Annotated in this window: 15 protein-coding genes; 3 read left to right on the top strand and 12 right to left on the bottom strand. The window is 64.6% G+C overall.

What is annotated here, in order from left to right; genetic code table 11:
* The first annotated feature begins 167 nt into the window (after positions 1-167).
* Both trmB and E8E91_RS12775 read left to right on the top strand, forming a co-directional pair.
* The gene (gene trmB, locus E8E91_RS12780) at positions 168-887 is read left to right on the top strand and encodes a tRNA (guanosine(46)-N7)-methyltransferase TrmB (protein WP_280376062.1); all 720 of its coding nucleotides are present in this window, start codon (positions 168-170) and stop codon (positions 885-887) included.
* Positions 888-1,041: 154 nt separating this feature from the next.
* Positions 1,042-2,385: a DUF1329 domain-containing protein gene (locus tag E8E91_RS12775; protein ID WP_280376061.1), complete on the top strand. Its 1,344-nt coding sequence runs from the start codon at positions 1,042-1,044 to the stop codon at positions 2,383-2,385.
* A gap of 286 nt (positions 2,386-2,671) precedes the next feature.
* Here E8E91_RS12775 and E8E91_RS12770 read toward each other — a convergent pair whose 3' ends face one another.
* From E8E91_RS12770 to E8E91_RS12715, 12 genes are all read right to left on the bottom strand, one after another.
* Positions 2,672-2,926 carry a hypothetical protein gene (locus tag E8E91_RS12770; protein ID WP_179058531.1) on the bottom strand — a complete coding sequence of 85 codons (255 nt, stop codon included), beginning with the start codon at positions 2,924-2,926 and terminating at the stop codon, positions 2,672-2,674.
* A gap of 39 nt (positions 2,927-2,965) precedes the next feature.
* On the bottom strand, positions 2,966-3,289 hold the full coding sequence (locus tag E8E91_RS12765) for a DUF3392 domain-containing protein (protein ID WP_280376060.1): 324 nt from the start codon (positions 3,287-3,289) through the stop codon (positions 2,966-2,968).
* Between the two features lie 60 nt (positions 3,290-3,349).
* Positions 3,350-4,528, bottom strand: a complete 1,179-nt coding sequence (gene hemW / locus E8E91_RS12760) for a radical SAM family heme chaperone HemW (protein WP_280376059.1) — start codon at positions 4,526-4,528, stop codon at positions 3,350-3,352.
* Positions 4,525-5,118 carry an RdgB/HAM1 family non-canonical purine NTP pyrophosphatase gene (gene rdgB / locus E8E91_RS12755; RefSeq protein ID WP_280376058.1) on the bottom strand — a complete coding sequence of 198 codons (594 nt, stop codon included), beginning with the start codon at positions 5,116-5,118 and terminating at the stop codon, positions 4,525-4,527. The genes hemW and rdgB overlap by 4 nt, the downstream gene beginning before the upstream one ends.
* On the bottom strand, positions 5,115-5,534 hold the full coding sequence (locus E8E91_RS12750; protein ID WP_190833218.1) for a DUF4426 domain-containing protein: 420 nt from the start codon (positions 5,532-5,534) through the stop codon (positions 5,115-5,117). Before E8E91_RS12750 ends, rdgB begins: the two co-directional genes overlap by 4 nt.
* Positions 5,535-5,551: 17 nt before the next feature.
* Positions 5,552-6,172, bottom strand: a complete 621-nt coding sequence (gene metW, locus E8E91_RS12745; protein ID WP_190833219.1) for a methionine biosynthesis protein MetW — start codon at positions 6,170-6,172, stop codon at positions 5,552-5,554.
* 3 nt (positions 6,173-6,175) lie between these two features.
* Entirely contained in the window at positions 6,176-7,315 is a 1,140-nt protein-coding gene (locus E8E91_RS12740; RefSeq protein WP_190833220.1) for a homoserine O-acetyltransferase, read from the bottom strand.
* A 119-nt stretch (positions 7,316-7,434) separates the two neighbouring features.
* Positions 7,435-9,414 carry a dynamin-like GTPase family protein gene (locus E8E91_RS12735; protein WP_280376057.1) on the bottom strand — a complete coding sequence of 660 codons (1,980 nt, stop codon included), beginning with the start codon at positions 9,412-9,414 and terminating at the stop codon, positions 7,435-7,437.
* A 208-nt stretch (positions 9,415-9,622) separates the two neighbouring features.
* The gene (locus tag E8E91_RS12730) at positions 9,623-9,919 is read right to left on the bottom strand and encodes a DUF167 domain-containing protein (RefSeq protein WP_280376056.1); all 297 of its coding nucleotides are present in this window, start codon (positions 9,917-9,919) and stop codon (positions 9,623-9,625) included.
* Positions 9,919-10,512 (bottom strand): YggT family protein, encoded by a 594-nt coding sequence (locus E8E91_RS12725; protein ID WP_044871035.1) that lies wholly within the window; start codon positions 10,510-10,512, stop codon positions 9,919-9,921. The genes E8E91_RS12730 and E8E91_RS12725 overlap by 1 nt, the downstream gene beginning before the upstream one ends.
* Positions 10,513-10,522: 10 nt before the next feature.
* Positions 10,523-11,341 carry a pyrroline-5-carboxylate reductase gene (gene proC / locus E8E91_RS12720; RefSeq protein ID WP_280376055.1) on the bottom strand — a complete coding sequence of 273 codons (819 nt, stop codon included), beginning with the start codon at positions 11,339-11,341 and terminating at the stop codon, positions 10,523-10,525.
* Between the two features lie 14 nt (positions 11,342-11,355).
* Positions 11,356-12,048, bottom strand: coding sequence for a YggS family pyridoxal phosphate-dependent enzyme (locus tag E8E91_RS12715; protein WP_280376054.1), 693 nt, complete (start codon positions 12,046-12,048; stop codon positions 11,356-11,358).
* Positions 12,049-12,211: 163 nt separating this feature from the next.
* On the opposite strand from E8E91_RS12715, the gene pilT reads away from it, so the two are divergent.
* Positions 12,212-13,246 (top strand): type IV pilus twitching motility protein PilT, encoded by a 1,035-nt coding sequence (pilT, locus tag E8E91_RS12710; protein ID WP_028629028.1) that lies wholly within the window; start codon positions 12,212-12,214, stop codon positions 13,244-13,246.
* The last annotated feature ends 1 nt before the right edge of the window (position 13,247 follow it).

The following is a 13,247-nucleotide window of genomic DNA, read 5'->3' as shown; positions in this document are numbered from 1 at the left end:
GAAAGCCGCTTGCGGCTAACGCGCTTTAGCGCGGCCCGAAGGGCGAGCGAAGCGAGTAATGCTCATTTACAGCCTGTAAACTCCGCTTCCTCACCTGTTTTTGCCTTGCATGGTTCTAGCTCGCAAGATCGAGCAGGTTCTGAATTTTATTTACAGGTTTCGCGAACATGATTGAAGAACAGGGCTCGCCGGCTGAAGCCGACGAAACGCGCCACCATCGCACCATCAAGAGTTTCGTGATGCGTGCTGGGCGCATGACCGAAGGCCAGCAGCGCGGCCTCGACCAGGGCTGGCCGAAGTTTGGCCTGGAGCTGGCCGACGGCCCGCAGGACTTCGATGCCCTGTTCGGTCGCAGTGCGCCGCGTACCTTCGAGATCGGCTTCGGTATGGGCCACGCCACCCTGGAGATGGCCGCGGCCGCGCCGGAGCAGGACTTCATCGGTGTCGAAGTGCACCGTCCCGGCGTTGGTGCCCTGCTCAATGGCGCCATGACCCAGGGCCTGTCCAACATCCGCGTGTACAGCTGCGATGCCCTGGAAGTGCTTCGCGACTGCGTCGCCGATGGCAGCCTGGAACGCGTCCTGCTGTTTTTCCCCGATCCCTGGCACAAGTCCCGCCACCATAAGCGGCGCATCGTACAGCTGGCCTTCGCCGAGCTGGTGCGGCAGAAGCTCCGGGTCGGTGGTGTGCTGCACATGGCCACGGACTGGGAGCACTACGCCGAGCACATGCTGGAAGTGATGAATGTCGCGCCGGGCTACCGCAACCTGGCCGAAGACGGTCGCTACGTGCCGCGCCCGGAAGAGCGTCCGATAACCAAGTTCGAGCGTCGCGGCGAACGCCTCGGCCACGGCGTCTGGGACCTCAAGTTCCAGCGCATCGATTGACCGTGCGCCGCGCAGCGGCGCACCGGTACACCTGACTAGACCGGGACCACCCGGCACCTCACCTGATCCGACGATAGCAACGCCTGCCCACTGAGCAGGCGGCATAAGAATAAGAGCGACGTGGCTGCCACTGCGTCGTGAGGAGAAGGCTGTGTTGTTGAGAACATTCGGATATCTGCTCCTGGCCGGCTGCGCCCTGCAAGCCCAGGCCAAGGTCGACGCTACCCAGGCCGCCCGTCTCGGGCAGGACCTCACCCCAATGGGCGGCGAACGCGCTGGCAATGCCGCCGGCACCATCCCGGTCTGGGATGGTGGCCTCGCCACTCCGCCTGCCGGCTACGAGCCGGGCATGCACCACCCTGATCCCTACGCCGGCGAAGCCCCGCGCTTCGTCATCGATGGCAAGAACCTCGGTCAGTACGAGCAGTTGCTGACGCCGGGGCACAAGGCCCTGCTGCAGGAACACCCGGAGTACAAGCTGCGGGTCTTCCCGACCCACCGCAGTGCTGCCGCACCGCAGCGCATCTACGATGCCACCCGCTTCAATGCCGAAAACGGCGCGCTGATCGCCGGCGGCAACGGTGTGGAAGGCGTGGCCGCGGGCGTGCCATTCCCGATCCCGGCCAACGGGCTGGAAGCCATCTGGAACCACATCCTGCGCTATCGCGGCGAGCAGGTTCACTTCACCACCAACCAGGCGGCGGTCCTCGCCAACGGCAGCTACAACCTGCTGAAGCTGGAGCGGGACATCTACTTCGTCTACGGACGCGAGGGCATGACGCCGGGTAACCTGGAGAACACCCTGTTCTTCTACAAGTACCGCGTCGTTGCGCCGGCCAAGCTGTCCGGTTCGGCCCTGGTGGTGCAGGAAACCCTCGACCAGGTGCTGTCGATCCGCAAGGCCTGGCGATTCAACCGTGGCGAGCGTCGCGTCCGCCGCCTGCCGATGCTGGCCTACGACACCCTGCAGCCCGATACCAACGGCCTGGCTACCGCCGATGTGGTGGACTCCTACAACGGCGCGCCGGACCGCTACGAGTGGCAGCTGCTGGGCAAGCAGGAAATGCTGGTGCCGTACAACAGCTATGAAGTGCACCAGAAGGGCATTCCCTACCAGCAGATCCTCAAGACCAGCTACGTGAACCCCGACCTGCTGCGCTACGAGCAGCATCGCGTCTGGGTGGTGGAGGCGACCCTGCGCAAGGGTTTCAGTCATCCCTACGCCAAGCGTCGCTTCTATCTGGATGAGGACAGCTGGCAGATCCTCGCCGTCGACCTCTACGACAAGGACGACGGCCTGATCGGAATGCAGGAAAGCCATCCGATCAGCTACTACGATGTCCCCATGTTCGGCAGTACGCTGGAAACCATCTACGATTTCATGGGTGACCGTTACTTCGTCGACGGGCTCGATAACAACGAACCCATGTATGACTTCAAGGCCGTGCTCAGCCCGAGGGACTTCACGCCCCAGGCGCTGCGACGCGAAGGCAACTGATTCCGGCCTGCCTGGCCATCCCAGCCGCCCCTCGGGGCGGCTTTTTAATGGGCGTCTTCCGGGCGGCATAGCCTTGTGGGGGCGATTTCATTCGCGAATGAATTCGCTCACACAAGGGGTAGTTCAAGGGTGGATGACGTTTTTTTCATCCACCAGTGGGGCCCCGCCGAACGTCGATGGTGGAAATGAAAGGCGATTTCCACCCTACGGGGCCGCTGCGCGACCCTTGGCGAATGAATTCGCCCCTACAGAGCGAGGCACGGACTCGACCGGTGTGGAGGCGCCGCTAATTGATCAGCTCCGCCCCAGTCAACGTCGCATCCGGCAGGGCCGGGGGTGCGGGGCTGATCTGCATGTACTTGATGCTTTCCCGTGGAATCAGCAGCAGGTCGCCATCCACCTCGATGCTGAGAAAGGGGGACTCCAGTTGGCGGCGCAAGCCCCTGGCCACTTCGACCGGGTCGGCGGTTTGCTGGGGGAAGCGCAGGGCCAGGCGCTGGCCGTCCTGGAAGTGCAGGTAGAGGTGCTTGATCGGTTTCATGGGCGTGCTCCCGGCGGTGGCGGCCGGGAGCCGCCGATCCTAGTTGCGATCGGCGATCACACCGATCACGAAGAAGACTAGTAGCAGGACGGGCGCCAAGGTGTAGTTGTTGAAGTAGCCCAGTCCTTTGGCCAGCCAGGGCGTCAGGTAGATCATCGCCAGGCCGTAGCCCACCGCGCAGAGCATCACGAAGAGCAGGGTGCGGAAGAGGAAGTTGAGGCTGCCGATGCGCTGTTGCACCCAGGCGTTCAGGGCGGGGCCGAACAGCACCAGGACGGTGGCCATGATCGCCAGGGCGATGTCATGCAGGTGGCCGCGGCTCCAGCGCGAGAGGGTGGCGATCAGGTCCAGTACGACTTCCATCCAGAGAATCCTTGGCGAAATGGTTCGGGGGCAGACGATTCCAAATCCGTGGTGCGCCCGTCAAGGCAGGAAGTGCTGCAGCAGGTCGTTGAGGAACAACTGACCTTCGGGGGTGGCCACTAGCCGCTCCGGGTCTTTCAGCAGCAGGCCACGGGCCTCGGCTTCGGTGCGCGCCGCTGCCAGGTCGGCCAGCGGCATGCCGGTGCGCTGAGTGAACAACGCTGCGGGCACGCCGTCCGTGAGGCGCAGCACGTTCATGAGGAATTCGAAGGGCAGCTCGCCCTGGTCGAGGTGGCGCTCGCCGGCCAGGAAGCGTTTGGCCGGGTCCAGGTAGTCCTTCGGCAGGCGGGTCTTCCAGCTGCGGATGATGCGGCCTTCCGGGTTGCTCAGCTTGGCGTGGGCGCCAGCGCCGATGCCGAGGAAGTCGCCAAAGGTCCAGTAGTTGAGGTTGTGCCGCGCGCGCAGGCCGTCTCGGGCGTAGGCGGACACTTCGTACTGCGCGTAGCCCTGTTCGGCCAGCAGGGCCTGGCCGGCTTCCTGGATGTCCCAGAGGATGTCGTCTTCGGGCAGTTCCGGTGGCTGGTTCCAGAACACCGTGTTCGGCTCCATGGTCAGCTGGTACCAGGAGAGGTGCGTCGGCCCCTGGGCGATGGCGGTTTGCAAGTCTTCCAGGGCGTCTTCGAGGGACTGGTCCGGCAGGCCGTGCATCAGGTCCAGGTTGAAGTTGTCGAAGCCGGCCTTGCGCGCCATGTCGGCGGCACGCACCGCTTCGTCACCGTCGTGGATGCGCCCCAGGGCCTTGAGCTTGGCCTCCTGGAAGCTCTGCACGCCGATGGACAGGCGATTGATGCCGAGCTGGCGGTAGGCGGCGAACTTGGCCTGCTCGAAGGTGCCGGGGTTGGCTTCGAGGGTGATCTCGATATCGCGGGCAAAGGGTACCCGCTGCTCCACGCCATCCAGCAGCCGGCCGATGGCGTTGGCGCTGAACAGGCTGGGGGTGCCGCCGCCGAAGAAGATCGACGTCAGCTCACGGCCATGGACATGGCCGAGGTCCTGCTCGAGATCATCCAGCAGCGCGTCGATATAGGCTTCTTCAGGCAGCTCCGAGCCGGCAGCGTGGGAGTTGAAGTCGCAGTAGGGGCACTTGCGCACGCACCAGGGAATATGGACGTAGAGTGCCAGGGGCGGGAGCTGGAAGCCTGCGGCCCCGGCCTCCGGGTGCGTGCCTGGGCCTTTCATATCCCCAGCCGCTGCTTGAGCAGGGCCATGGCGCGGGCGCGGTGGCTGAGCTGGTTCTTGTCGGTGGGGGAGAGCTCCGCAGCGGAGCTGTTGCATTCCTCGACCCAGAACAGCGGGTCGTAGCCGAAGCCGTGCTCGCCTCGGGCTTCGAACAGGATGCGGCCGCGCCAGCTGCCTTCGCAGAGAATCGGCAGCGGATCGTTGGCATGTCGCATCAGCGCCAGGCTGCAGATGAACTGCGCGCCACGCTCGGCTTCGGGAACGTCGCGCAGGACGTCCAGCAGCTTGGCGTTGTTGGCCGCATCGCCCTTGCCGTCGGCGTAGCGCGCGGAATAGATGCCAGGGGCGCCGCCGAGGAAGTCCACCGCCAGGCCGGAGTCGTCGGCCAGCGCCGGCAGGCCGGACAGGCGGGCCGCGTTGCGGGCCTTGAGGATGGCGTTCTCGACGAAGGTCAGGCCGGTTTCTTCAGGCTCGATGTCGCTGAACTCGGCGATGGAGCGTACTTTCACGCTGTCACCGAGCATGGCCTGGAGTTCCTTGAGTTTGCCGGCGTTATGGCTGGCCAGCACCAGTTCTTTGAAGGGCATCATTCGTCGGGGAAGAATTCCTGGTCGAAGCTGAAGCTGTGGGGCGCTTCATCTCCGCGTTGCACATTGAGGGTGAAATTGAGCATTTCACGCTCGTTGAAGGGGAACTGCGCCAGGTAGTAGATGGCCTCGCCTTCACTGATCTGCTTGAACTGCAGCGGCGTGACCTGGCCGAGCAGGTTCTTCACCTGGCCGCTGACCTGGGCGGTACTGGCCTTGCCGGCCTTGAGCACGGCGACGTTGACCACGCCTTGCGTCTTGCTGCGGGTCAGGCCGACGGCGGCGGCGATGTCCGGCTGCAGGAAACTGGAGTTGAACGCGTTGTAGTGCACGTCCAGGTCGCCGAAGGTCTGCTTGCGCTCGGCAGCTGCCGGCAGCGCCAGGCAAAGGGCGAAAAGGAACAGGGCTAGACGACGCATGGTGTGCCTCCTTCTATTCAGATCGCGATGCGGTGGTCCGCAAGGCTCGGACCGCTGACGCGATAGATGCCGATCTCACCCAACAGATTAGGCCAAACCCGGCTGGGCAGGTTGTGCCGATGCTCGTGGTCCACCGCGAGGCGGTCGAGCACTTTCACCTGCATTTCGTGGCACAGCGCCTCGAAATCCTTGAAGGTGCAGAAGTGGATGTTCGGCGTGTTGTACCAGGTGTAGGGCAGGAACTCCGACACCGGCATGCGCCCGTAGCGCGCCAGGTACCAGCGGCAGCGCCAGTGGCCGAAGTTGGGGAAGGTGATGATGCATTCGCGACCGACCCGCAGCATTTCCTGGAGGATGCGATCGGGGTAGTGCACCGCCTGCAGTGCCTGGGTCATCACCACCACGTCGAAGCTGTTACTGGCGAAGTTGCCCAGGCCCTTGTCCAGGTCCTGCTCGATCACGTTCACGCCACGGTCGATGCAGTGGGCGATGTTCTCGGGGTCGATTTCCAGGCCATAACCGGTGACCTGCTTGTTGTCGCGCAGCCAGGCCAGCAGTTCGCCACGGCCGCAGCCAAGGTCGAGCACCCGGCTGCCGGCGGGAATCCAGTCCTGGATGATATCTAGGTCGGCACGCATGGGTTACACCGCAATCCTGTTCATGTAGCTGCTGAAGGCCTGGAGATAGCGCGGGATCGGCATGAGGAAGGCATCGTGGCCCTGGGGCGCATCGATTTCCAGGTAGCTGACGTTCTTGCGCGCGGCGGTCAGGGCGTCGACGATTTCCCGCGAGCGGGCCGGGGAGAAGCGCCAGTCGGTGGTGAAGGACATCACGCAGAAGTCCGCCTTGGCCACCGACAGGGTCCGGGCCAGGTCGCCGTCATGGGCGGCCGCCGGGTCGAAGTAGTCCAGCGCCTTGGTCATCAGCAGGTAGGTGTTGGCGTCGAAGCGCCCGGAGAACTCCTCGCCCTGGTAGCGCAGGTAGCTTTCCACCTGGAATTCCACGCTGTGGAAGTCGTAGTTGAGCTTCTCGCTCTTCAGCCCGCGGCCGAATTTCTCGCCCATGGCATCGTCCGACAGGTAGGTGATGTGTCCCACCATGCGCGCCAGCATCAGGCCGCGCTTGGGGATCACGCCCTGGTCCTGGAAGTGGCCGCCGTGGAAATCCGGGTCGGTGAGAATGGCCTGGCGAGCCACCTCGTTGAAGGCGATGTTCTGTGCCGAGAGCTTGGGTGCCGAAGCGATGGCCAGGCAGTGACGCACGCGGTCGGGGTAGCTGATGGTCCATTGCATGGCCTGCATGCCGCCAAGGCTGCCACCGATCACGGCGGCCCATTGCTGGATGCCGAGGACATCCGCCAGGCGCGCCTGGCTGTTGACCCAGTCTTCCACCGTCATCACCGGGAAGTCGGCACCGAATGGCGTGCCGGTGGCCGGGTTGATGCTGGAGGGGCCGGTCGAACCGTTGCAGCCGCCGAGGTTGTTCAGGCTGACGACGAAGAACTTCAGGGTGTCGATGGGCTTGCCCGGGCCGATGCAGCTGTCCCACCAGCCCGGCTTGCGGTCGTCCATGCTGTGGTAGCCGGCGGCGTGGTGGTGGCCGGACAGCGCATGGCAGATCAGCACCGCGTTGCTGCGGTCTGCATTCAGTTCGCCGTAGGTTTCATAGACCAGCTCGTAGTCGGTCAGGCTGCGGCCACAGGCCAGTGCCAGCGGCTCGCTGAAGCGCTGTACCCGGGGGCTGACCAGGCCGACGGAATCTGCGGGAATGGCGGTGGGCATCGCGACCCTGCTCTCAATCTGGGAAGGGCGCCAGTCTAAAGAGCGCCGCCCCCAGCGGCAAGCGCGGGGGGCGGCGGCTAAGACGTTGAATAATCAGGTGCTGCGGGCGTTCAGGCGGGCTAGCCACCGCGCTGCTTGCGCGATGCCACCGGCAGGTTGACGACCTTGTTCATGCGCTGCATGGGCGAAGGGCGGCGGAAGGTGCGCAGCATCTCGTTGGCTTCGGCGATCTGCTGCTCCAGTTCCTCGGTGTAGCGCTGCAATTGCTGGCCGCGCTGGCGGGTGAGCTGGGTTTCCTGGGCCAGGGCCTTCAGCCGCAGCATGTGGGTTTCCAGCAGCTGCTTGTGCTCCAGGGTGTGCTGCATCAGCGGCATCAGGGCATCGCCGGCCCATTGCGCGACTTCCAGGCGCAGGCGCTGGTGCATGCCGATGACTTCTTGCACCAGGGTGTCGAAGAAGCGCTTGCCGAGCTGGCGCTGCTCGGTCAGCAGGGTCTTGGGATGCAGGCGGAACTGGTCGGCCTTGGCGCGCAGCTGACGGAGCTCGCGGAGATAGCGCTGCACATTGAACTGCGGCGCATCGACCCCATTCAGCGGGTTCTCCTCGTTGTGCCGACGGTAGATGGCCGCGACCATCTTGTTGGCCATCTCGGCCTCGTGTTCCAGGCTGTGCAGGTCGTGCTGTACCGAATGGAAGAAATGCACGATGCCCTGGTTGATGCCTACCGTGGTCCAGCTGGCAGTGAGTTCGCGGCGCAGGCGTGCCAGGTGTTCGTCCAGGCGCTCGGTGCGCGCGGCATTGCGCAGGACGTCGCCTTGGCGTTTGAGCAGGCGCTGGTTGGTTTTCAGGCCGAGCAGGCGGCGATGGTGCTGGGCGTGGTCTTCCTTGGTCCGCGCGGTCAGCTCGAAGAGCATCTGGCCGTTGTCCTGCTGGTGGCTGTCGAGCATCGACTGCTGCTCGCGGACCTTGTCCAGGCGAAGGTTGAGCACGTGCAGGCTGTTCTGCAGCAGCGCCATCATCTGATGCGCCACGTGGTCTTCGATCAGGCGCTCCTTCTGCGTGACGATCCGGTCGCAGAGCAGCTCTTCCAGTGCGCCGATCTGGCTGCGCCGGAGCAGCTCCCCGTCCTTGCGCACCTTGGCCAGCAGTGCCTGCTTGGCCGACAGCGGCAGCACTTCGTCACTGCGGATGCCGAGCTGGCGGGCGGTGGTTTCCTGGATGCGGCGAATGGCGTTCTGCACGAAATTCTCGCCGGCCAGGTCATCCCACAGCACGTCGACCTTGTTCAGCACGGCGAACAGGTGGGCCTGGGTGTCTTCGTCGAGCTGGCGGATGTGCTGCTGCCAGACGCTCATGTCGCTGGCGGTGACGCCGCTATCGGCCGAGAGCAGGAACACGATGGCCTGGGCGGCCGGCAGCATCGACAGGGTGAGCTCGGGTTCGCTGCCGAGTGCGTTCAGGCCAGGGGTGTCGAGGATGCGCAGGCCCTGACGCAGCAGCGGGTGGTCGAAGTTGACCAGGGCATGGCGCCAGGCCGGCACCAGGACCTCGCCAGGGCGGCCGGTGGAGTCGAGCATGTCCGGATGGAAGCCGAGCTGGATGGCCTGCTCCACTGGCATCGGCTTGGTCCGCGCCACCTGGGTGAAGGCCTGGATCATGTTGTCCGGGTCGCTCGGGTCCAGCGGGATGTTCACCCAATGCCGTGGCGCGCGCTTGAACTGGGCCACGCTGGCTTCGGCCATGCGCGACTCGATGGGCAGCAAGCGGATGTAGGAACGCTCGGAGCGCGGGTCGTAGAACAGTTCGGTGGGGCACATGGTGGTGCGCCCGGCCTGGGACGGCAGCATGCGCTGGCCGAATTCGGAGAAGAACAGGCAGTTGATCAGCTCGGTCTTGCCGCGGGAGAACTCGCCGACGAAGGCCAGAGTGATGTGATCGGTGCGGAGCAGGCGCTGCGCCCGTTCCAGCTTGGCGGAGAGCGCATCGGAGTTGAGCCGGTTGTGTTCCAGCCAGCTTCTATAGCGGGTGATCTCCCGCAGTAGCTCGCGCTTCCAGGCTACGTAGGCGTCGACTTGCTGACTGAGACGCTCCATGCTCATTCAGGCTCTCCTCGGGATCACGCTTCCTGCGTACGGGGAATAGACGATTTTCGAATCGAAATGCCGACGCGGGCAGTCATACCGCGACATCCGGAAGCTTGCTCCGGGGCGGGATTAAGGCAGAGTGCCAGCCAGTCATTGCTGGGCATTATGCGCCTTGAGGGATGGGCGTCAATTGGCCGGCTCGCCACGCCCGCCTTAAGGTCGGTCAGGACTGCCGAGCGGTCAGGCCCGGCAGGTCGGGGAGGGTACGCGGACGCTGGATTCGCACCCGTTTCTGGCGGTTCAGCCCGCCGCTTTCCAGGCTCACCTGGCTCTTGGCGACCCCGAAGGCCTCCGCCAGGAAGGCCATCAGGTGGGCATTCGCCTTGCCTTCCACCGGCGGCGCGGTGAGGCGGATCTTCAGTCTTTCGCCGTGCAGCCCGGCGAACTCGTCACGGCTCGCCTTGGGCTGCAGATGGCAGTCGAGGATCAGGTCCTCGCCTGCCCAGCGGTACCAGCTCATCAGAGGAACGGGCTGAGGATCTGCGGCATGCCAGTCATGGCGGCCAGGTTGCCGATCACCAGCATATCCAGCAGTTTCAGTGCAATGAAGGCGAAGATCGGCGAAATATCCAGACCGCCAAGGTTCGGCAGCAGCTTGCGGAACGGCATCAGCAGCGGCTCGCAGATCTGGTTCACCAGCTGGGCGCCGGGGTTGTAGCTGCCCGGGGCGACCCAGGAGAGGATCACGCTGATGATCAGGGCGAAGAAGAACACCTTCAGGAACAGCGAGGTGACGCCGATGATCGACCAGATCAGCAGTTGCAGCAGATAGCCGCCGACGCCGTAGCCCATCAGGGTCAGGGTGACGATCATCAGCAGCAGCTGGACGAGGATGGCCAGGACCAGGGAAGCGAGATCCAGGCCGCCGAAGCCGGGGATGATCTTGCGCAGCGGATTGAGCAGCGGCTTGGTGGCACGCACCACGAACTGGCTCAGCGGGTTGTAGAAGTCGGCGCGCACCAGTTGCAGGATGAAGCGCAGCAGGACGATCAGCAGGTAGAGGCTGCCGAGGGTCTGGATCACATAGATGGCTGCGGTGTTGAGTCCGGTCATCGAAAGCTCCTTATTGGCCCAGTTGTTCGGCCAGCTCGGCCGAACGCCGGTCGGCGGCGTTCAGGGCCTGTTGCACCAGGGCTTCGAAGCCGCCGGCCTGGAAAGTTTTGATCGCCGCTTCGGTGGTGCCGTTGGGCGAGGTGACGCGGCGACGCAGTTCGGCGGCGTCGACGTCGCTGGAAACCGCCATGCGCGCGGCGCCCAGGGCGGTCTGCAGGGTCAGTTGCTCGGCGGTGGAGCGGGGCAGGCCGAGTTTCTCGCCAGCGGCGGTCATGGCTTCCATCAGCAGGAAGAAGTAGGCCGGGCCGCTGCCGGATACGGCGGTCACGGCGTCGATCAGTTTCTCTTCTTCCAGCCAGAGGGCGATGCCGACGGCGGCCAGCAGCTGCTCGGCCTGCTCACGCTGGGCCGCGCTGACCTCGGCGTTGGCGTACAGGCCGCTCGCGCCCAGACCCACCAGCGCCGGGGTGTTGGGCATGCAGCGCACGATCGGGCGCGGGCCGAGCCAGGCAGCCAGGCTGGCGCAGGTGATGCCGGCGGCAATGGAAACCACCAGCTGGCCATCCTTCAGGCTGGGAGCCAGGGCCTGGCAGACCGCCTTCATCACTTGCGGCTTGGTCGCCAGGACCACCACGTCGGCGCCTTGCACGGCGTCGGCGTTGCTTTCCACCACTTCGATGCCGTGCTCGGCGCTGATCTTCGCGCGCTGCTCGGCGCCGGGATCGCTGGCACGGATGTGGTCAGCGGCGACGCCCTGGGCGCGCAGGCCGCCGATCAGGCTGGCGGCCATGTTGCCGGCGCCAATGAATGCAATGCGGGGAGTGCTCATGAATGCTTCCTTAATTAGTGCGAGGGCTGGCCGTAGTCGCGGGCGCCGAATAGCGCAGTGCCAATGCGCACCCAGGTGGCGCCTTCGGCGATGGCCGCTTCCAGGTCATGGCTCATGCCCATGGACAGAGTGTCCAACGAGGGGTTCAGCGCCTCCTGCAACTGGCGCAGGCGGGCGAAGGCGGCATGCTGCTCCGCCGGGTCTTCGGTGGGTTCGGGAATCGCCATCAGGCCGCGCAGGCGCAGATTCGGCAGCTCGGCCACGGCAGCGGCCAGAGCCGGCAGATCCTCGGGGGTACAGCCGGACTTGCTGTCTTCACCGCTGACGTTCACCTGCAGGCAGATGTTCAGCGGCGGCAGGTGCGCGGGGCGTTGGGCTGAAAGGCGCTCGGCGATCTTCAGGCGGTCCACCGAGTGCACCCAGTGGAAATGTTCGGCAATGGATTTGGTCTTGTTCGACTGGATCGGACCGATGAAATGCCAGGTCAGCGCCAGGTCAGTGAGCTCGACCTGCTTGGCCAGTGCTTCCTGCAAGTAGTTCTCGCCAAAATCGGCCACCCCGGCGGCGAAAGCTTCGCGGACGGCGGCGGCGGGTTTGGTCTTGCTCACGGCCAGCAGGCCGATGCTGGAAAATTCTCGCCCTGAGGCTTGCGCCGCCTCACGGATACGCGCGCGAACCTTTGCAATATTGTCTGCTATCGTGGACATTACCTGCGCTCTACAGCCCGGCCTGAGTGGGGTCTGCGGCATTCTAACTGCCGCTGAAAAATGTAGCGAGCGACGGCCGGGCAGGTCGGTATCGACGGCCTTAGGCACGGCGCGGTGATCATTCAGCAGTCTGCAAACCGTTTGCTTCGAATTGGGGAGCCCCATGGATATTACTGAGCTGCTTGCCTTCAGCGCCAAGCAGGGCGCTTCGGACCTGCATCTCTCGGCCGGCCTGCCACCTATGATTCGCGTCGATGGCGACGTGCGCCGGATCAACCTGCCGGCCCTGGACCACAAGCAGGTCCACGCGCTGATCTACGACATCATGAACGACAAGCAGCGCAAGGATTTCGAGGAATTCCTCGAGACCGACTTCTCCTTCGAAGTCCCTGGCGTCGCGCGTTTCCGGGTCAACGCCTTCAACCAGAACCGCGGCGCCGGCGCCGTGTTCCGTACCATTCCCTCCAAGGTACTGAGCATGGAAGACCTGGGAATGGGCGAGATCTTCAAGAAGATTTCCGACGTTCCGCGCGGTCTGGTGCTGGTCACCGGCCCCACCGGTTCGGGCAAGTCGACCACCCTGGCGGCCATGCTCGACTACCTGAACAGCACCAAGTACCACCACATCCTCACCGTGGAAGACCCGATCGAATTCGTCCACGAGTCGAAGAAGTGCCTGATCAACCAGCGGGAAGTGCACCGCGATACGCTCGGCTTCAACGAAGCCCTGCGCTCGGCCCTGCGTGAAGACCCGGACATCATCCTGGTAGGCGAGATGCGCGACCTGGAAACCATCCGCCTGGCGCTGACCGCCGCGGAAACCGGTCACCTGGTATTCGGCACCCTGCACACCACCTCCGCGGCCAAGACCATCGACCGCGTGGTCGACGTGTTCCCCGCCGAGGAAAAGTCCATGGTTCGCTCCATGCTCTCCGAATCCCTCCAGTCGGTGATTTCCCAGACCCTGCTGAAGAAGATCGGCGGCGGCCGGGTGGCGGCCCACGAGATCATGATCGGCACTCCGGCTATCCGTAACCTGATCCGCGAAGACAAGGTGGCGCAGATGTACTCCGCCATCCAGACCGGCGGCTCGCTCGGCATGCAGACCCTCGACATGTGCCTCAAGGGCCTGGTCGCCAAGGGCCTGGTGAGCCGCGAGAGCGCGCGGGAAAAGGCCAAGAGCCCGGAAAACTTCTGAC

The organism is Pseudomonas sp. BN515 (genome assembly GCF_029873155.1).
GTDB lineage: Bacteria > Pseudomonadota > Gammaproteobacteria > Pseudomonadales > Pseudomonadaceae > Metapseudomonas.
The sequence above is the reverse complement of the archived record's forward strand: the minus strand, read 5'-3'. Positions and strand labels throughout refer to the sequence as shown.

Bases quoted from the DNA above. Each gene is read 5' to 3' on its own strand.
- E8E91_RS12770 (WP_179058531.1), bottom strand. From the start codon at position 2,926: ATGAAACCGATCAAGCACCTCTACCTGCACTTCCAGGACGGCCAGCGC.
- rdgB (WP_280376058.1), bottom strand. From the start codon at position 5,118: ATGATGCCCTTCAAAGAACTGGTGCTGGCCAGCCATAACGCCGGCAAA.
- E8E91_RS12765 (WP_280376060.1), bottom strand. From the start codon at position 3,289: ATGGAAGTCGTACTGGACCTGATCGCCACCCTCTCGCGCTGGAGCCGC.
- trmB (WP_280376062.1), top strand. From the start codon at position 168: ATGATTGAAGAACAGGGCTCGCCGGCTGAAGCCGACGAAACGCGCCAC.
- metW (WP_190833219.1), bottom strand. From the start codon at position 6,172: ATGCGTGCCGACCTAGATATCATCCAGGACTGGATTCCCGCCGGCAGC.
- E8E91_RS12715 (WP_280376054.1), bottom strand. From the start codon at position 12,048: ATGTCCACGATAGCAGACAATATTGCAAAGGTTCGCGCGCGTATCCGT.
- E8E91_RS12725 (WP_044871035.1), bottom strand. From the start codon at position 10,512: ATGACCGGACTCAACACCGCAGCCATCTATGTGATCCAGACCCTCGGC.
- proC (WP_280376055.1), bottom strand. From the start codon at position 11,341: ATGAGCACTCCCCGCATTGCATTCATTGGCGCCGGCAACATGGCCGCC.
- E8E91_RS12730 (WP_280376056.1), bottom strand. From the start codon at position 9,919: ATGAGCTGGTACCGCTGGGCAGGCGAGGACCTGATCCTCGACTGCCAT.
- E8E91_RS12750 (WP_190833218.1), bottom strand. From the start codon at position 5,534: ATGCGTCGTCTAGCCCTGTTCCTTTTCGCCCTTTGCCTGGCGCTGCCG.
- E8E91_RS12735 (WP_280376057.1), bottom strand. From the start codon at position 9,414: ATGAGCATGGAGCGTCTCAGTCAGCAAGTCGACGCCTACGTAGCCTGG.
- hemW (WP_280376059.1), bottom strand. From the start codon at position 4,528: ATGAAAGGCCCAGGCACGCACCCGGAGGCCGGGGCCGCAGGCTTCCAG.
- E8E91_RS12740 (WP_190833220.1), bottom strand. From the start codon at position 7,315: ATGCCCACCGCCATTCCCGCAGATTCCGTCGGCCTGGTCAGCCCCCGG.
- pilT (WP_028629028.1), top strand. From the start codon at position 12,212: ATGGATATTACTGAGCTGCTTGCCTTCAGCGCCAAGCAGGGCGCTTCG.